Source organism: Vibrio neptunius, assembly GCA_019339365.1.
Taxonomy (GTDB): Bacteria; Pseudomonadota; Gammaproteobacteria; order Enterobacterales; family Vibrionaceae; genus Vibrio; species Vibrio neptunius.
The window spans coordinates 2,326,194-2,345,098 of record CP079859.1; the positions used below are offsets into that span (position 1 = coordinate 2,326,194).

Genomic DNA, 18,905 nt, shown 5'->3' on the forward strand with positions numbered 1-18,905 from the left:
CAATGGACTATTTAGACGAAGAAACACTGGTTTGGGACACAAATAAATCTGACTTCACCGACAAAAACAGCGACGAAAGTACCACGAGCTGGGCGTCGGTCAACGCCAGTAAAAATCATCATGAATTTCTGAATTATTTCGATAAAGCAGAGAATCAATTGATCAACATCAGTAGCGAATTACTGGCGACTACCCTGAAAGTCTCAACGTTGCCCGAACCCGAAGATGTCACAACGCTGCGCCATCAGCTTGTTAGTAACATCAATAATATTAAGGCCAAAGGTGCCGAGTTAGCTTATCCCGTTGCGGTGATCGATAAACTCTGTTTTTTGTACGCGGTTGTTCTAGACGAGCTCATTATCTACAGCGAATGGGGAGAAAAGCGAGGTTGGGAGAATAAAACCTTGCTGAGTGAATTGTTTGGTATGCGTAACGGTGGTGAGCTGTTTTTTACTGTCGCAGAAAAAGCAACACGACAACCTCACAAACTTATTGATTTGCTTGAAGTTATCTACATTTTCCTAAATATTGGCTTCAAAGGTCAGTACAGAGAAACGGGTAGCGAGCAATTGAAAGCCTTCATTCACCAGCTCGAGCAAGTTATCAGCCAATACCGTCAAAGCAACAGCATTCATTGTCGCACACGGGTTAAGCAGCCTAAAGCACGCAAGCCGACACGAAGAAAACGCTACTTATTGACCACACTGTTTTTTAGTACTTTGATTGCTTTAAGCATATTCTTAACCGACTTTTGGTACGACAAAACAATGCCCCAAAGGGCCCGTGATTTCAGCTTTTTACCCGACTTCAGCGAACGTTACATCTTATCTGGAGAAGTCAATGACATCGTTTTTATCAGTAATGATGAAGATTTGGTCAGCCCACCTCAAAGAGCAAGCAAAGTCGAAATGGTGGACGCAACACCGCCTCCTTCGATGATCACAAGCAAGTCGACGTGGTTAGTACAGCTAGCAACATTTTCATCACAGAAGAATGCTGACGCTTTTATTAGTACACTATCGCCTTCAGCATACACGCCTTCAGTGGAACAATTTCACTCCTATTTCCGTGTCATTGTACACAGTGAGTCGGCGCAGCAAGCTCGTGAGATAAAGGCTTGGTATTTGGAGAAAGACGCTATCAAAGCCATCGTTGTGCAGAACAGAAAAACAACAAAAGACACTAAGAAAACATCAGAGGCTCCATAACAATGGCAGAATCAACTTCATCTAAACCCGCGAACCATAGACGAAGCAGCATACTTTGGACTCTGCTGTGTTTGGTTGTTATTTTTGTCATAGGTGGCGTTTTGACTTGGAAGTTCGCCTACCCTGCGCATACCTTAGTCGGTGTTTTGTCAACGCTGCTCGTCGCGATCATTTTAGGCGGGTTTTGCTACTGGTTACTCTCTAAGCGAAAAAGTAAGTCACAAGCACCAAGTCAGGATAGGGCCCTAATAAACAAACGTTGTAAGCTGCTGGCACAACATTTTAAGTTGATGCTCAATGTTCAGAAACGCAAAAAGCGCTTAATGAGCCGTTATGACCTCCCAATCTACCTCCTCCTCAGTGATGATCCACGAAAGGATAAAAGTATCATCACTCAAATGGGTTACGAGGCATACAAAGTCGACGATTTCGGCAACGACATAGAGTTCCCCATTCTTTTCTGGTTAAGTGAACATTCCATTCTGATTTCAGTAAGTCTTGGTGAAGACCAGAATCCCGCCTATATTAAAACATTATGTAATAGCTTGAATAAATGGCGCCCTCGCCAAGCACTTAACGGCCTGATCCTTACCACTGATGTCCGCCAACTACTCAATACAACTGAAGTGTTGACGCAAAAGGCAGATCAAATAAAGTCGGAAATTCAAAGCTTTAATCGCACATTCGGTTTGAACCTTCCCGTTTATAACATCATCACTCAGATGGGTCAGATAAACGACTTCTGTCAGTTTTTTTCCGCATTTGATGAAACCAAACGCAACGAGGTATTTGGGGCAACCTCACCAATTCAAAAACATGGTGGGATTGATGGTGATTGGTTTAATGAAGAGTACGACAGCCTCATTAGTCAGTTGATCGCCAATATGAGTACGGCATTGGCTTCCCAGCTCAATCAAGACTACCGTAATGCCATCTGTGCGGCGCCATATCAGTTTGGACTGCTCAAACAGAGCTTGTGGCAGTTCCTGAATCGCTTGTATCGAGGTGACCAACTCCAAGATGGTCTAAATTTCCGCGGATTCTATTTTACCCATAGCGGTTCAGTTCAAAGCCAATTTGACGTATTGGCAAATGTTGTCAACCAATCCTTAGGCCACGAGCAATTCCAACAACACCAACAGATACCTGTACAGCAAACTCTGTTTGCGCAGCACTTGGTGAGTCATACCATAATCAATGAGCATGACCTAGTCGGAGTAAACCGTCGTAAGGAGAACATACTTCTCGCTATGCAAACTGCCTATACGCTGTTTTGGCTAGGTCTGTTTGTCAGTGTTTTACTTGTGATCAAACTGGATTTTGACTATCAAAGTCAGCGTGAAGCTCGGGCCGATAACATGGTTGAGCGTTACAAGGAAGCGATTGCAGCTCAACCCTATGACATAGAAAACATGTCGGATAACATACCGAACCTGTACTCTCTGAATAGAATCTATTCTCTCTACCTTGAGCCAAAACCTTGGTACACCCTACCCTTCATGCCAAGTTCTAGCATCATGAGCGAAGTACAAAACGCTTACTTTAGTGAGTTGCAACGCGTACTCATTCCTTCGATGGAAAACACGCTAGAAAAGGACTTGTTTGTCTACGTCAACCTTGAAGATCAGTCTAAGACTTTGTCACTGTTAAACAACTATCGTCTCTTATTTAATGCAGATCGCACCAATATTGGCGAGCTCAAGAACTACTTTGTCACGACCTTAGAAGAACAGGGCGAAGCTGACAGTGTTAAATTGGCTCAGCTCAAAGTGCTGCTAGACGATGTGTTCGCTCAAGATTTAGTGCCAATCAAACCAAACTTCGACTTAGAAAGTTTAGCGAAGAAAGTGATTAACCAAACTGGTATTGAAACACTGCTTTATGAACATATTGTCAATTCTCCAAAATACTCGAAGCGTATTGATGTCCGTCAAGAGCTCGGTAGCAATTTTGGTCAACTGCTGTCTTTTTCACCCGACTATGTCGGCTATCTAGTGCCTTACTTGTTCACGCCAGCAGGCTTTAGCGACATAGACTTGTCTGTTGATTCACCAGTACTGAAAGATGCACTTAAAGCGTATGAAGGTGTCGCAGGTTCCTCTCCAAGTGCATTAGAAATGTATCGTATCAGTCGCGACCTCAAACAAATGTACCAAGGTGATTACATTAACTACTGGCGTGATTTTGCATCACACATCGAGGTTAAAAGCCTAACCAACGCCGATGAGCTTAAACAAACGCTATCAGTACTCACAACGGCATCAAACAACCCGTTAGCTCAGCTTTATAATACGATGAGTAAATACACGTCGGTTGAACTTGTTCAGCCAGAGACGACTAAGGAGGGAGAACAACCTCCTGAGCAAGATATCGATAAGAAAGAGTCTGCGCGACAGATCTCCATTGCATTCAACCAGTACCACAAACAGGTAACCGCTGATGAGCAAGGAACAAAGCCCATCGACTCTTTGCTAGGACAGTTTACCGATGCTGAAACTTGGTTAGGCAAGTTCTACGACGCAGAAGATCCTCAGAAAGTCGCTTATCAAGCCCTGACTGCTGAAATTAAAACCAGCAATCCGGTTTCTCTACTTGCTCAGCAAGAGGCTTCACAACCTAGTATTTCTCGTCAAATATTGTCTCAGGTAACGCAGCAAGCCAATGATTTGGTCATGGGCCTAGCCCACGCCTACCTAAACAGCACTTGGAAAGTAGAAGTCTATCAACCTTATGAAACGACCATTGCTGCTTATTATCCGTTTAACAAGACAGCAAGCTTAGATGCAAGTACCGCAGACGTTGCGGCATTCTTTAAAGTCAACGGTACCATCGATCAGTTTTATCAAACTAAGTTAAAGAGTTTCTCCACTGAAGAGCGCTCACCTTATCTCTACGGTTTGTTGCCAAACACGGGGTTCGCACTAGACCCAACTGTATGGCAAATGATCGAGAAGGCACGTGATATCCGCAGTGCTTTATTCTTAGCTGATCCGCAGAACATGTCTTTACAGTTCCAAGTCAAAGCCAAAGAGATGAGTTCTGACGTTACAGAGTTTATCATTCGCGGTGAAAAACCCTTATTTACTTACCAGCATGGTCCACGGCTATGGAGTAAACAAAGTTGGAATTCAGCATCTATCGAACAAGATAGCTTAGGGTTTCAGATAATGGCCCAAGCGAACGCCATCGCCAACGAAAAATTTGAAGGTAATTGGGCTTGGTTTAAGCTTATTGAGCCAAGAGTCGCCTCAACGACATCCCAACAAACTGAAGTCGCCATTAAATACGGAGAGAGTCAGGTTCAATTAAGTATCAAAACTCAGGGGCAAAACAACCCGTTCGTACCGAACTTCTTCTCAGCATTCTCACTACCTTCGAGTATCTAAATGTGAACATGAACAACGAAGCAGGACACAAAATAGAATCTTGTTTTAGAGTACTGGGCATCACCCAGTATTCACTGCTTCGTAATACAACCTATCTTGCTACTCATCCTCAGTTTGGTTCAACCATTGTAAAGTTCGCTCAAACTGTAGCGGCAAAACAACAGCTCAAAACCGAAGCTGAATTCCTGCATCATCATTCTTCTCCCTACTGGCCCAAGTTTCTCGACTATGGATCCGACATGGGGATGGACTGGCTGATGCTGGAATTTTTTGAGTCTCTGTCAATCGATTATTCACAGTTAGACCTATGTCTAAAAAAAGAAATTACCAGTAGCGCTGAACAAGCTCTCATTGCCTTGCATGGCACAGGATACATTCATGGTGATATCAAACCTTCTAATCTGATAGTCACCCCATGCTACCGAACCCTATTGGTCGACATGGGGAGCATACTCCCCATAGGGTCCAACTACGAACACCAAACACACTCTTCTCTCTCTCCTATGTTTTCTGCTTTAAACCCCAATCTACGCACTGGCAAAATCTCCCCTCAGAATGATTTCTTTTCACTCGCCATTTCACTGCAGACAATGTGGGAACATCACCCTTTTTCAGAGCAATCTTTAATAGAGTTTATAAAAACAGAAAAGCCCCCCAAATTGGGGAGCCTTTCGAGTTGTTATCAAATACTCATTGCCCAACAAGTTAAACGGGCTAAGCAACTTGCTCCGGCCTCAAATACTGACTGATATCCACTTTATCGTTCTGGCTTTTAGGCAAAAACTTGTTGGCATACATTGCACTGTGAACTTTATGAACAAAATCGTCACAATGCTCAATATTGTTTTTATCTACGTATTAACGACAACTATTTAACACTCCATTAACCTTAATCGCATCTATTGACGAGTTTCCCTACCTTGTTAATGGAAAACTGATAACGATAAGTGCAATCTCAATGAAGATGCACCTGAACATAAGGAACGTGAATCATGTTTAAGGTACTCAAGCCAACACTGGCAGCTTCAATCATCGCTGCGTCTTTTTCTTTCAACACTTTTGCAGCTGATCTTGAAAAAATACACTTCCTCATCCCCGGAGGTGCTGGTGGTGGCTGGGATATGACAGCACGTGGTACAGGAGATGTCCTCGTTAAGTCAGATATTGTCGATAACGTATCATTCCAAAACTTATCCGGAGGTGGTGGTGGTAAAGCCATTGCTCACCTAATTGAAACCGCTAAGCGTCAAGAAGATACGCTAATGGTGAACTCAACTCCGATCGTAGTACGCTCACTGACAGGCATTTTCCCTCAGTCATTCCGTGACTTAACGCCTGTTGCAGCCACCATTGCAGATTATGGTGCCATCGTGACCTCTGTTGATTCCAAGTACAACACATGGGAGGACGTGGTTAAAGATTTCGAATCTAACCCTCGCAAGGTCAAAATTGCCGGCGGATCCGCTCGTGGTAGTATGGACCACCTAGTGGTAGCAGCAGCCTTCAAGGGCGACGGTTTCGATGCACGAAAAGTGCGCTATATCGCTTATGATGCAGGCGGCAAAGCTATGGCGGCTCTCCTCTCTGGCGAAACGCAACTGCTCTCAACGGGTCTCGGCGAAGTACTTGAAATGTCAAAATCAGGGCAAGTTAAGATCCTCGCGGTCACAGCGCCTAAGCGCCTAGAAGCAGCACCAAATATTCCAACTCTGACTGAATACGGAAACGAAACCGTCTTTGCTAACTGGCGTGGATTCTTTGCCGCTCCAGGGACAAGCCAAGAAAAACTGGATGAGTGGAACACCGCACTTCAGAAAATGTATAACACCGACGAGTGGCAAGTGGTTCGAGATCGTAATGGCTGGATTGATAACTACAAGGCAGACAAAGATTTTTACGCTTTCCTTGAAGACCAAGAAAAGCAAATGGGCGACCTGATGCGCGAGCTAGGTTTCCTTAAGTAATCCTGTCGAGGGCAAACTGCACTTGCCCTCTTACCTTTTTGCCGTACCTGAGACAACGACACAATCTCCTCTGTTTAGAAATAAACAGCTAAGCCTCTTTGACTAGCAGCAAATGGCTTATTGGTTAGTGATGTATGCTCATTAATCCCTCTTGTACGGCTTTTTTTCTTCCTTCAATGTGAATGCAAATGGAGTTGGATATGTCGGACTTGCCAACGAATTCTTTCAACAAAGGTCAATTTTTCTCAAAAGAGAATTTGCTTTGTCGCGATCGCGTCGGCGCTATGATCTTTCTTTTAGTATGCCTTTGTTATGGCTACCAAACATCACAAATTCCTCTTTTTCCCGGTGACGAATATGAACCCTTCACGGCTCGCACCTTGCCCACACTACTGACCTTTATCGGTATTGGTTTATCTCTGATTCTTCTGGTGACAGGTCAAGCGGATAAATTAAGCGGCGCAGTAGTGGATTTTAACTGGAAACTGCTGATCGCTTTTCTTGCGTTAATGGCGTTTTACGGTTTAGGGCTGACTTACATTGGGTTTGTACTCGCAACGGGATTATTTCTACTCGCAGGTTTTTACCTGCTGGGTGAACGGCGGAAAAAAGTCCTGTTCGGAGCCTCTTTCCCTTTTGTCATCGCATTTTATCTGCTGCTCACCCAAGGACTGGATATTTATCTAGAACCGGGCGTCATTTTCACCATGTGGTCGTAAACAGTAAGGAATAGCAAATGTTAGATGGAATCTTACAAGGTCTTTCGACCGCAGTGATGCCGATGAACATCATGATGGTGATCGTCGGTTGTTTCGTTGGTACTTTCATCGGTATGTTGCCTGGCCTTGGCCCAATTTCAGCCATCGCTTTGATGATACCCATTACGTACGGCTTAGATCCTTCATCAGGTCTAATTTTAATGGCAGGTGTGTATTACGGTGCGGTATTTGGTGGCTCGACTTCTTCTATTCTGATCAACGCTCCGGGTTGTTCTTCTACCGTTGTGACCGCTTTTGATGGCTACCCAATGGCGCAGAAAGGTCAGGCTGGTAAAGCACTTGCTCTGGCTGCCTACTCGTCATTTACAGGTGGTACCCTATCCGCGATTATGCTGCTTGTCGCGGCTCCTGCTCTGGCAAGCGTGTCACTTAGCTTCCAGTCTTCTGACTACTTCGCACTGATGCTATTAGGCTTGTCAGCTGTTGCCGCTTTTGCTGGTAAAGGTCAGGTAATCAAAGCTTGGATGATGACCATTCTAGGCTTAATGCTCTCCACGGTAGGTATCGATAAAGGCGTGGGAGTAGAACGCTTTACGTTTGGACTGACAGACTTAATGGATGGATTCAGCTTCCTGCTTTTAGCTATGGCGACTTTTGCATTAGGCGAGACCTTAATGGGCATCCTTAAACCAGAAAAAGACACTCGCAACGAAGAACAAAGCAAAATGAGTGACATTGGCAGCATGAAAGTCACCAAAGAGGAAATCAAAGAGGTCGCGCCTGTTTCGATTCGTTCTTCTATATTGGGCTTCTTTACCGGCGTGTTGCCAGGCGCTGGTGCAACTATCGCAGCCTTTCTGAGCTATGGTATGGAACGTAACCTAGCACCTAAAGATAAAAAAGAACAATTTGGTAAAGGCAGCATCCGCGGGTTGGTTGCTCCAGAGTCAGCGAACAATGCAGCATCAAGTGGCTCATTTGTACCGCTTTTAACCTTGGGTATTCCGGGTTCAGGCACAACAGCGATCATGTTAGGCGCACTGATTGCTTATGGTATCCAACCGGGCCCACGTCTGTTTGTCGAGCATCCTGACGTCTTCTGGTCAGTTATCATCTCGATGTACTTTGGTAACATTGTTTTAGTGATTCTCAACTTGCCACTGATTCCTTATATTTCCAAGTTGTTGGCAGTCCCTAGAACCGTGCTATTACCAATGATTTTGTTCTTCTCTATTACTGGTGTTTACCTAGTGTCATTCAACACTATGGATGTCTTCATCATGTTGTTGATTGCGATGGGTGCCATTGCACTGAGGCTAGCTAATTTCCCTCTCGCTCCACTGTTGCTTGGTTTTATCCTTGGCGGATTGATGGAAGAGAACTTACGTCGGGCATTAATGATCAGTGACGGAGAACTCAGCTTCCTATGGGAAAGACCTATTTCAATGACCTTTACCGTGTTAGCCGTATTGGTATTGTTTAGCCCTATTCTCGTTAAGCTGTTTCAAAGACTAAAACCTAGTCCGGTTAAAGCGGAGCAATAAACACCCATTCTAAGGAGGCAATTTAGCCTCCTTTGTTACCTCTATTTGCCAACACTATCATTTAGAGTTTATACTCTAATTTTTACAAGTAGAGTTCATTGTATGTCGCTGCGTCCTATTGCCTTGATAATTGGCTGCCTTAGCTCATTCCCGTTTGCAGCCCATTCTGCGGCAATCAGTTTTAGTGAAGCTTGGCAGCTATTGCAAAACGAAAATAATTCGTTAGCTGCACAAAGAGCGAATGTTGACCGATATCAACACTTAGAAAATGCGACGGCTAACCTGAACCTACCATCAGTGACGATTGGGGCAAACTACACGCGCTTAGATACCGATGTCACTCTATCGGGCAACCAATTGATTGAAAGTACTAATGGCACCTTACCCAGTGTTGGTAGTCTCTCACTCCCTCCTTCATTACTCTCAGGGCTCGGTCAACTGTTTACCGAGCTAGGCAATACAACGTCTACGATTACCCAACGGGACATTTTTACGTCTTCTATCAGAGCCATTTGGCCTATTTTTACTGGTGGTCGAATTACTGCAGCACAATCAGCCGCACAAGGTAAATCAGAGGAAGCGCAAAGCCAACTCGCGATGGAGACTCAAGCGCGATACGAAGACTTAAGCAAATACTATTTTAGTGTCTTGCTAGCGAAAGAAGTGGTCGAGACACGCAAGTTGGTAGAAAGCGGCTTAAAAACACACAGGGACAACGCACTTAAATTAGAGCAGCAGGGACAAATTGCTCGAGTTGAACGCCTTCAAGCGGAATCCGCACTCGATCAAGCGACCATCGAGCGCAAGAAGGCACAAAAGAATCTTGATATCGCACAGACAGCGCTGACTCAAATACTCAGCCAATCTTCAACGGTTGAGCCTCGCGATCATCTGTTTATCAACGACACACTCCCCCAATGGACGCATTCATTAACCAAACTCTCATCACCTACCCGGGTTTGTCGTTGCTTGATGCAAAAGAGAAGCAGGCACGGAGTCTGATCAAAGCAGAAAAAGGCAAATATTACCCTGAGGTCTACCTGTATGGTGATTACAGCCTGCATGAAGACGACTCACTCGCTAGTCAGATGAAACCAGATTGGCTGGTTGGCGTTGGTGTCAGTATTCCACTCATTGAGTCAACCGGTCGCTCGGATCAAGTTAAAGCGGCTCATAGTGCTGTATCTCAAGTGCAGTACCTCAAAGCACAAGCCAAACAAGATTTAACCGTGCTAGTACAAAAGACTTATCTAGAAGCGCAGCAAGCTCAGGAAGAAGTGCTCGGACTTAACTCCAGCATTGAGCTGGCTGAAGAGAACATCAAACTACGAGAGAAAGCTTTTTCTCAAGGCCTTTCTACCTCGACGGACGTCGTTGATGCTCAGCTTTACTTAGCCAGTGTCCAGACACAGAAATCAGCTGCAAGCTTTAACTACTTAATATCATTATCAAAGCTTCTTGCCTTATCGAGCGAAATGAACACATTTCAGCAATATCAGCAAACCTCTATCAACACTTCAAACCTTTAGGATATCAAGATGAAAAAAGCCAAACCAATTGTCCTGACTGTTGCCGCTTTAGCCATATCGTCTTGGATCGGGTATCGCTTCTATCAGGCTTATCAACCAAAGCCAGTGCGTCTGCAGGGGCAAATTGAATCGCAACAATACAGTATTTCTTCCAAGGTACCGGGACGTATCGATCAGGTGCTGGTTCGCAAAGGTGACAAAGTAGAAAAAGGCGAGTTGATTTTCACTCTTCATAGCCCAGAAATAGAGGCTAAACTGGAACAAGCCATTGCTGGTCAGAAGGCCGCAGGCGCACTCGCTCAAGAAGCAGAAAAAGGCGCAAGAATACAGCAAATTCAAGCGGCAAAAGACCAATGGCAGAAAGCCAAAGCCGCCTCTCAATTAATGGAGAAGACCTACCTTCGGGTTAATAATCTCTACAAAGATGGCGTTGTCGCTGAACAAAAGCGCGATGAAGCCAAAACCCAATGGGATGCAGCAAAATACACCGAAAGTGCCGCCTATCAAATGTACCAGATGGCTCATGAAGGCGCTCGCGACGAAACCAAGGTTGCGGCTGCAGAAAAGCACGCATGGCAGCAGGCGCCGTTGCCGAAGTCGAAGCTTATGCACAAGACACACAAATCGAAAGCTGGTTTGAAGGGGAAGTCTCACAAGTACTATTGCAAAGTGGTGAGCTGGCTCCTCAAGGTTTTCCTGTCGTGACCGTCATTGATACGAACGACTCCTGGGCAGTACTGAATGTCCGCGAGGATCAGCTTCGTCATTTTACTAAAGGTCAGCGATTCAATGCTTATTTACCCGCACTTGGCCATTCACTGGAATTTGAAGTGACACATATCGCCGTCATGGGTGACTTTGCCACTTGGCGTTCAACCGATGCCTCACAAGGCTTCGACTTGCGCACATTTGAGGTCGAGGCTCGCCCATTGGCGCACAAGGATACCCTGCGCATGGGTATGAGCTTAGTTGTTGAGTTGTAACATGGCTAATTTATTCGCCACGCAGTGGCGCATACTGCAACGAGACCGATGGCTGCTCTCGTGTCTGACATGGATACCGCTTGTTTTGGTCGTATCAATCTGGGCGATATTCTCTCAAGGTATCGCAAGAGACCTCCCCATTGGCATTGTCGATTTATCCCACAGTCAACTTTCAAGACAGCTTAGTCGCAACTATGATGCGACCTCCACGTTGTCTGTCGCTCATCACTTTACTGATATTTCCCAAGCAAAGCATGCATTGGTTTCAAGCCAAGTGTATGCATACGTGATTATTCCGAATAATTTTGACAAAGACATCTATCGCGGCCTGCCTCCAAAGGTGAGTGCATTCTACAACAGCCAAACGATATTGATTGGTAAGCTAATCAGCTCAGCGTTATTGCAAGCCCACACGACATTCAATGCGCACATTGATGCATCAAAAGCACTTGCCAAAGGAAACCATACCTTGGGCTCTGCAGTAGGCAATGCACTTCCAGTGCAAACGCAAATTACACCTCTGTTTAACAAAAACACCAACTACGCTCAATTCCTAGTTTCTGCCATTGTTCCAGCTTTGTGGCAAATCATCATCGTGGTTTCAACCATATTAGTGTTGACCGCCAATCACAGAGACAGAGGTTTGGCTCATTGGTTAAACAGAGCCCCAACCACACAGTGGTTTTACACATTGCTGCCTTATTTCCCCGTATTTATGGCGCAAGGTTTCACTTTTCTTTGCTGGTTTTATCTGGGTTTTGATTGGCCAATGAATGGCAGTTTACTGGTGCTGATGTTTGCTCAAGGGCTGACAGTGATAGCCTGTATGATCATGGGCAGTTTTTTCTTCTTTTTAACACTCGACCCTGCGCGCGCAATGAGTTTTGCAGGGGCATTTACTGCGCCCAGTTTTGCTTTTATGGGCATCACTTTTCCAGTCACTGACATGAACCCAATCGCACAGTTCTGGCGAAGTTTGCTCCCTATCAGCCATTACATCGAGGCTCAAGTAAGCCAAGTCAGCTATGGGCAACTTGGGGTTACCACGGCGCTACATCTGTTACCAATGTTAGGGTACCTGTTGCCTGCATTACTATCGGTATTTTTGATCAACAAGCATCTATCCCACCATCACAGCCTCAATATAAAGGGGGCCAAATGACATTCAAAGAAGTGTTCTACGCTGAACTCAAAGCGCTTCTAACAAACCCGGTTGTAATGCTCACGGTATTTGGAGGTGTTGTGTTTTATTCTTTCCTCTACCCGCTCCCGTATAGCCAACAAACCCCGAGAGAGCAAAAAATCAGCATTGTCAACCTTGATCAAAGCCAGATAAGCTTCAAACTGGAACGCATGGTGGATGCGACACCACAAGCGAAGGTTGTTCAACGAGATTACACCATCGAATCAGCTCACCAAGCCTTTCTCAACGGTGAGGTGAGCGGCTTTCTAGTCATTCCAGAGCATTTCTATAAAGACTTATTGCTCGGTAAAAGCCCAACGCTATCCTTTGCCGGCGATGCTTCCTATTTTCTGGTTTACGGCACCATCGTTGAGGGATTGGCCCAGGCTGGTGGAACACTGGCCGCGCAAACTAAGGTCTCTCGTTTGCTCTTGGACGGCACCCCTATGGCGTTGGCGAGTGAGCAATATGCTGTAACCACACTCAATCTGAAACCAACATTTAATCCGCGTCTCGGTTATATCGATTACGTTGTTCCCGCGGTGTTTGTTCTCATTCTGCAGCAGACAATGGCGATGGCTTCTGGCTTGGTGACAGGCAGCCAAAAAAACGGGACAGGTTATTGGAGCGCAACCCAACCCATCACACTGCTTCTGGTTAGATTCAGCCTGCTTATCGGTATTTACTATCTCCTGAGCATGTTCTACTTCGGGGAAAGTTTCTCGATGCATGGCGTCAACCAACTCGCCAATATCACTCAGCTAGCGGCGTTATTGTTCCCATTTCTTTTTGCATCCTGCGCCATCGGCATCTGGCTCGGTACAATCGTTCCAAGACGAGAGCTCGTCACCTTGGTGGTACTCATAAGCTCTATGCCTTTAATTTTCAGTGCAGGCTTTATCTGGCCATTAGAAAGTATCCCAACACCGATAATCTGGATATCACAACTTTTTCCTAGCACTCCCGCTATTCAGGGGTTTCTCGCATTGAATCAAATGGGGGCCACTTGGGATCAGATTTCCTCCCAATGGATTTTACTCTGTCTCCAGTGCGTTTTATGGGGGGCTAGCCTTAGTTAGCTATCGGAAATGGCGTTAACCAAGGTTAAAGTCATGTCAGCGCTCACTGCATATGCAATAGTAAACTCTGGCCGACATCAGATTTTGCTTAGTTAGCCATAGAATCGATCAACTGATGCAAATGGCAGGTTAGAATCTATGATCGGTTCTATATCCTAGAATCCAATTAAGCCTCATCACAAGCAATATCCAATATGAATAAAACAGCACCTTTGCTCAATTTAACTTTTGAAACCAAATCTCTGCTTGCTTATGTATTGATACCGCTTGTCATTGTATTCCCTGCCTCACTTTATCTCGCCTATCAGGGAATTAACGACAGTCTAAAAAACATCGCTAAGTTCAGTATCTCGGCGAAATGAACGTTTCCTATCTGCAAGGTTACTATTTTTCTCAGCCTCTAGAATTAGAGACGCTAAAACAATCGTGGTTATAAAATGCGCCAGTGCGACACACGGGCGCTATTTTTAAAACCCTCGCCGTTTCCAAAACTCACCCTCATCACGGCTGTATATATCAAACGTTTTATCAGCGATGAGCTTGCCGCTCATTTCGATAGTCATTCGCCACTTGCCAATATTGGAGTCAAAGCCGTGAATCGGATCCAATAGTTGGATGGTATCACCGAGATAAAAATCCCAGTCGTTACTGCCAATGTGCAAATCACCTGTAAAAGGATCCAACACTTGGCCCTTTTCCCTAACACTCCGGGGTGTTCAATACAGTACTCGATAACTTGCCCTTTGGCTTTTTTGATATTGACAATCAAACCAAATTCAATATCCGGATCGGCTGGCACTTTTGTTGTAAATTCCTGTATCTTCGGTAGATGCTTTGCCTTAGAGTCCCACTGACTATAGATGCCGTAAGACGTCAATTCTACTATGGCTGATCTTTTCGCCATTCTTGCCACCGTTTTTTCATTTGTTGAATAGTAACCGATGTTACCCCGTGAATATTGCCATAGTTATCTTTACACTCAATGATTTCAAACTCGGCACCGTATCGCTGTGCCATCTGATAGTAAGGCGCGATTTCCCATCTCATAACAAACGTGTTCGACACAACCACACTTTGCCCATTGAGCAAACTGTCTCGCGCCATGTACTGACACCAATCATGAGCCTTGGCAATATGTTCTGGTCTGAATTCATAGTCACCGTTGTCATCAACAAAATACATGTCCGCTTCGTAATGATTCACACCTAGGGTTTTAGCCAGAGTACTTTTCCCTGAGCCAGGCAAGCCGCGAACAATGGTCAGTTTTAAGGTCATAAAAATGGTTATATCGAATAATGAAGCGCTGATCTTAGCGTAAATAAGCATAAAAATGCTATCGACATCTCATTTCGTTTGAGTTAACTTTGGAAGTATAGACGTCCAAAAAGCTTAGGGAGAAAGCTGTGCCGATCAAGATCCCCGACCAATTACCTGCCAGTGATGTATTACGTCAGGAAAACATCTTCGTAATGCCTGAATCTCGGGCATCGACTCAGGAAATTAGACCACTCAAGGTATTGATTCTTAACCTTATGCCGAAGAAGATAGAAACCGAGACTCAGTTTCTTCGTTTACTTTCCAACAGTCCACTTCAAGTCGATATTGAGCTACTGCGTATTGATGACAGACCAAGCAATAATACGCCGACCGAACACCTTGATAACTTCTATCGTCAATTTGAGATGGTGAAAGGGCGCAACTTCGATGGACTGATTATTACTGGTGCTCCGCTGGGCTTAGTCCAGTTCGAAGATGTTATCTACTGGGAGCACCTACAAGCAATCATGAGTTGGGCGAAGCAGCATGTTACCTCAACCCTGTATGTCTGTTGGGCTGCGCAAGCCGGTTTAAAACTGCTTTATGATTTGCCAAAACGCACACGTAAAGAAAAACTCTCCGGAGTTTATCACCACCAAATTCATCAGCCATATCACCCGATACTACGTGGCTTCGATGATACGTTTCTTGCGCCCCACTCACGATATGCTGACTTTTCTCCAGAGTATCTAGCCGAGCATACTGATTTGGATTTACTCGCCACCTCAGATGTTGCAGGTGTGTATTTGGCCGCAACAAAAGACAAGCGAAATGTATTCGTTACAGGCCATCCCGAATATGACGCGTTTACACTTCATAACGAGTATATTCGGGATCTTGGTGAAGGTATGGAACCCGTCATTCCGGTGAACTACTACCCAAACAATAACCCGGATAACAAACCTATCGCGAGCTGGCGTAGCCATGGCCACCTACTTTTCTCAAACTGGCTCAACTATTGTGTTTACCAGCAAACGCCTTACGATCTGGATCACTTCAGTGAAGCAAACTTTACTAAGGACGATTGAAATCAGCGATACTGATGAGTTGTTTGATCTCGTTAATCACCTTCGGGGTATTTTGCCACAGAATAAAATGCCCCGCCCCTTGCACTTCTATGAGTGTTTTCTCTGTCCCTGTTAAGCGCTGAATCGCAAATATTGAGTTTTTTGGATCGGCAATATTGTCTTCATCACCATGAATCAAAGTCACAGGCACTGAGTCCAATGAGCCCCAGTCTTTATTGCTCAACTTGGAAAGCTCATCAGCCAGCGGCATCATTTCTCCATTCGACTTTTTCCAGTTGTCAGACAAAAACACACTGACCAACCAAGTATCTGCAAGCTCGTTATACCATTTTGGTTCCTCTAGTTTGGGATCAAAGGCAGGCGCCACCAGCACCATCCCCTGTACAAGATTGGGGAACATTAGTGCAAGGTTCAGAGCAATTGGACCACCAAGGGAATGGCCAATGAGAATGTTAACTTTGTCTTTAGCAAGTAAGGACTCTATCGACTTTGACTGCGAATCCAAATCCGCTGCGAGCGCTTTTGGAGACTGGCCATACCCGACACGATCCACAGAGATAAGCTCGGCATTTTCCAGCAACCATGCATCTTTAAGATACGCTTCATACCCCTCTTTGTTGCCCGGTGAACCATGTATGAAGATCAACCGATAATGACTGGCTTGGTTGCCCTTTGCTACATAAGCAACACCACTACGAGCAAAATGAGTGGTGGTATCCAGATCTGAAGCAATGGACGACTTTATCGATAGCCCAGCAAGGAAGCTTAAAACGGTTGCACCAACGACCTGTTTTCTCACACTTCTTCTCCTTTATTTTCTAGCATAGTTACCAAGTCACTCGCATGATGGCGTTCATTTTTACCAGACCGGATAGACCTCATTATACATTCAGGATACTCGGAACTTTCTTCAGCTATGTTATGCGCTTCTTTTATCTCGTCGTTACCATGCTTTTACCCGCCTGTGTCACAATTGACACTCCATTGGTTACCTCGGATGCACAACATAAGGCCGATGCGCGAGTCACATTAGGCTTTGGTTATTTGCAACGAGGCAATAGAGTGAAAGCAAGAGAGAACTTCCAGCAAGCATTGGAGCACGCACCAAAATATTATCGTGCTCAATTGGCGATGGCACATTATCTCGAACAAGCTTCTGAGTTCACCCTCGCAGAACACTGGTTTCAACAAGCGATTTCTCAACATCCTGATAATGGGCAGTTGCTCAACGATTATGGTCGTTTTCTGTGCAAGCAATCTCGCTATCAGGAAGCGAGCGTACTGTTCGAAAGAGCGGTACTGCAACCCAATTATTATTATGTTGCCGACAGCTATGAGAATGCCGCATTTTGCGCATTGAAAGCAGGCCAACCAAAGACTGCCGCTCGTTTCTTTGAACGGGCGATCGCTCATGATCCGAGCCGGCCGCAGGCCATTTTAAATCTAGTGAAATTGGAAATAAATCAAGGAAAATATGAATCCGCGCAAAACCGTCTAACACAGTTTCATCAGCAGTTTGGCGTTCAGGCTCTATCACATCGGCTCATGGTCGAGTTAGAGCTCAAAAAACGTCGACGTTCCGCTTTACCCAAGCCATAAATTTCTCGACAAGTTTATCGTTTTTTTCGTTGGGAGAGTGGAATCTTATGGCGATGGCGGACTCGTGAAGCGCGCTGAATTTTGAGATATTCTTTGTAAACAATATAAATAAACCCGAGTAGGCCAGAGGCAAACAGAAGCGCAAAAAATACAAGTAGACTGTCGCACAGCCAATCAGGTTCACAGGGCATATAAATTTCAAACTCCATATACCCTCCATTTAGTCTTCGACAAGATTAGCTCTTAAGTTTCAGCCACTTTTGGCGTTCGGCTTCCGTTTTAAATGTCCAAGCGATAAATCGGCTCACTTTTTGCCCTTGGCTCATTTCCACCACTTTCACCTCTTTAGCACCCGCTTTTTCGAGGTTTTTTCGCATCCATCGTACATTCTCTTTCTTCGAGATCAACGTAGAGAACCACAGGACTTGCTGCGCAAAATCACGGCTTTCAAACGCCATGTTTTTTACAAACGCGGCTTCGCCACCAGGGCACCAGAGCTCTGCTTTTTGACCACCAAAGTTAAGTATAGGTGACGACTTAACTTTCATTTGCTCAGAAGGCTGACCACGCTTACTTTTGCTGGCCGATAAGTTTTTGATCTTTCTCTCTGTGCCTTGCTGTGCTTCTTCTAGTGACTTATGAAAAGGCGGATTACAGGTGGTTACGTCATAGAACTCGTTTGGTTTGATGATGCCTTTAAAGAAATGACGGCTATCTTTTTGCAATCGAGCTTCAACGCGCCCACTCAGTACCTTATTCGACTGGGCAATGTGATTAGAATTATCAACTGAAACAACATCAACATCAGAGCCTACATAGTGCCAGCCATACTGAGTCACACCAACAATAGGGTAAATACAGTTAGCCCCAAGCCCGATGTCTAGTGCACGAACTTGATTATGTTTCAGGCTTTTACTTTCTTTGGTTAATATCTCAGCGAGACGATGAATGTAGTCTGCACGCCCAGGAATAGGTGGGCACAAATAACCTTGTGGTATGTCCCACTCGGTGACTCCGTAATGGTGAGTAAGCAACGCCCTATTAAGCAATTTAACCGCTATTGGATCTGAGAAATTGATGCTCGACTCGCCCTTGGGGTTCTTCACGATATGCTTTTTAAGCTCTGGCAGTGCCGCTGTGAGTTTTGCGAAATCATATCGCCCTTGGTGCAAATTGCGCTTATGCAGACCTTTCTGCCCTTTGATCGTAACGACTTTCATCTCGCTAGCGTTCAGCGTGCCTTTTCCTGAGGGTTTAATTGCGTTATGGGGGTGACTTGAAGGGGGCATAAAATGTACTTCTATTGACAAAAGAGTGTTACTTACCATTCCACATGGCTCTAACACAACAGAGGTACATAATACAA

Annotated in this window: 14 protein-coding genes and 3 pseudogenes; 13 read left to right on the forward strand and 4 right to left on the reverse strand. The window is 45.0% G+C overall.

Annotated elements, in window-relative coordinates:
- The first annotated feature begins 2 nt into the window (after positions 1-2).
- The 11 genes and pseudogenes from icmH (at position 3) to KW548_11045 (ending at position 13,957) form a co-directional block, all read left to right on the forward strand.
- Positions 3-1,208 carry a type IVB secretion system protein IcmH/DotU gene (gene icmH / locus KW548_10995; GenBank protein ID QXX05722.1) on the forward strand — a complete coding sequence of 402 codons (1,206 nt, stop codon included), beginning with the start codon at positions 3-5 and terminating at the stop codon, positions 1,206-1,208.
- A gap of 2 nt (positions 1,209-1,210) precedes the next feature.
- A complete protein-coding gene (tssM, locus tag KW548_11000) occupies positions 1,211-4,594 on the forward strand; it encodes a type VI secretion system membrane subunit TssM (GenBank protein ID QXX05723.1) in 3,384 nt (1,127 codons plus the stop codon).
- A gap of 8 nt (positions 4,595-4,602) precedes the next feature.
- Complete coding sequence (locus KW548_11005; protein QXX05724.1) at positions 4,603-5,343, forward strand: hypothetical protein; 741 nt, start codon at positions 4,603-4,605, stop codon at positions 5,341-5,343.
- Positions 5,344-5,586: 243 nt separating this feature from the next.
- Positions 5,587-6,558, forward strand: coding sequence for a tripartite tricarboxylate transporter substrate binding protein (locus tag KW548_11010; protein ID QXX05725.1), 972 nt, complete (start codon positions 5,587-5,589; stop codon positions 6,556-6,558).
- A gap of 200 nt (positions 6,559-6,758) precedes the next feature.
- Positions 6,759-7,277 carry a tripartite tricarboxylate transporter TctB family protein gene (locus KW548_11015; protein QXX05726.1) on the forward strand — a complete coding sequence of 173 codons (519 nt, stop codon included), beginning with the start codon at positions 6,759-6,761 and terminating at the stop codon, positions 7,275-7,277.
- Positions 7,278-7,294: 17 nt separating this feature from the next.
- Positions 7,295-8,821, forward strand: a complete 1,527-nt coding sequence (locus KW548_11020) for a tripartite tricarboxylate transporter permease (protein QXX05727.1) — start codon at positions 7,295-7,297, stop codon at positions 8,819-8,821.
- Between the two features lie 102 nt (positions 8,822-8,923).
- Positions 8,924-10,350 (forward strand): annotated as a pseudogene (locus tag KW548_11025) (TolC family protein).
- Positions 10,351-10,359: 9 nt separating this feature from the next.
- Positions 10,360-11,333 (forward strand): annotated as a pseudogene (locus tag KW548_11030) (efflux RND transporter periplasmic adaptor subunit).
- 1 nt (position 11,334) lies between these two features.
- A complete protein-coding gene (locus KW548_11035) occupies positions 11,335-12,495 on the forward strand; it encodes an ABC transporter permease (protein QXX05728.1) in 1,161 nt (386 codons plus the stop codon).
- Complete coding sequence (locus KW548_11040; protein QXX05729.1) at positions 12,492-13,595, forward strand: ABC transporter permease; 1,104 nt, start codon at positions 12,492-12,494, stop codon at positions 13,593-13,595. The genes KW548_11035 and KW548_11040 overlap by 4 nt, the downstream gene beginning before the upstream one ends.
- Positions 13,596-13,789: 194 nt before the next feature.
- Positions 13,790-13,957 carry a hypothetical protein gene (locus tag KW548_11045; protein ID QXX05730.1) on the forward strand — a complete coding sequence of 56 codons (168 nt, stop codon included), beginning with the start codon at positions 13,790-13,792 and terminating at the stop codon, positions 13,955-13,957.
- A 105-nt stretch (positions 13,958-14,062) separates the two neighbouring features.
- Here KW548_11045 and KW548_11050 read toward each other — a convergent pair.
- Together KW548_11050 and KW548_11055 are read right to left on the reverse strand one after the other, a co-directional pair.
- Positions 14,063-14,499 (reverse strand): annotated as a pseudogene (locus tag KW548_11050) (DUF3859 domain-containing protein).
- Entirely contained in the window at positions 14,478-14,921 is a 444-nt protein-coding gene (locus KW548_11055) for an ATP-binding protein (protein ID QXX05731.1), read from the reverse strand. The pseudogene KW548_11050 and the gene KW548_11055 overlap by 22 nt, the downstream one beginning before the upstream one ends.
- A 77-nt stretch (positions 14,922-14,998) precedes the next feature.
- Here KW548_11055 and metA point away from each other — a divergent pair, with 77 nt between their 5' ends.
- On the forward strand, positions 14,999-15,940 hold the full coding sequence (metA, locus tag KW548_11060; protein ID QXX05732.1) for a homoserine O-succinyltransferase: 942 nt from the start codon (positions 14,999-15,001) through the stop codon (positions 15,938-15,940).
- Here the strand turns inward: metA and KW548_11065 are convergent.
- Entirely contained in the window at positions 15,927-16,739 is an 813-nt protein-coding gene (locus tag KW548_11065; protein ID QXX05733.1) for an alpha/beta hydrolase, read from the reverse strand. The two genes, metA and KW548_11065, sit on opposite strands and share 14 nt — an antisense overlap.
- Before the next feature lie 122 nt (positions 16,740-16,861).
- On the opposite strand from KW548_11065, the gene pilW reads away from it, so the two are divergent.
- Positions 16,862-17,539, forward strand: coding sequence for a type IV pilus biogenesis/stability protein PilW (gene pilW / locus KW548_11070; protein QXX08041.1), 678 nt, complete (start codon positions 16,862-16,864; stop codon positions 17,537-17,539).
- 236 nt (positions 17,540-17,775) lie between these two features.
- Here the strand turns inward: pilW and rlmF are convergent, their stop codons facing one another.
- Complete coding sequence (rlmF, locus tag KW548_11075) at positions 17,776-18,828, reverse strand: 23S rRNA (adenine(1618)-N(6))-methyltransferase RlmF (GenBank protein QXX05734.1); 1,053 nt, start codon at positions 18,826-18,828, stop codon at positions 17,776-17,778.
- Positions 18,829-18,905: the final 77 nt, after the last annotated feature.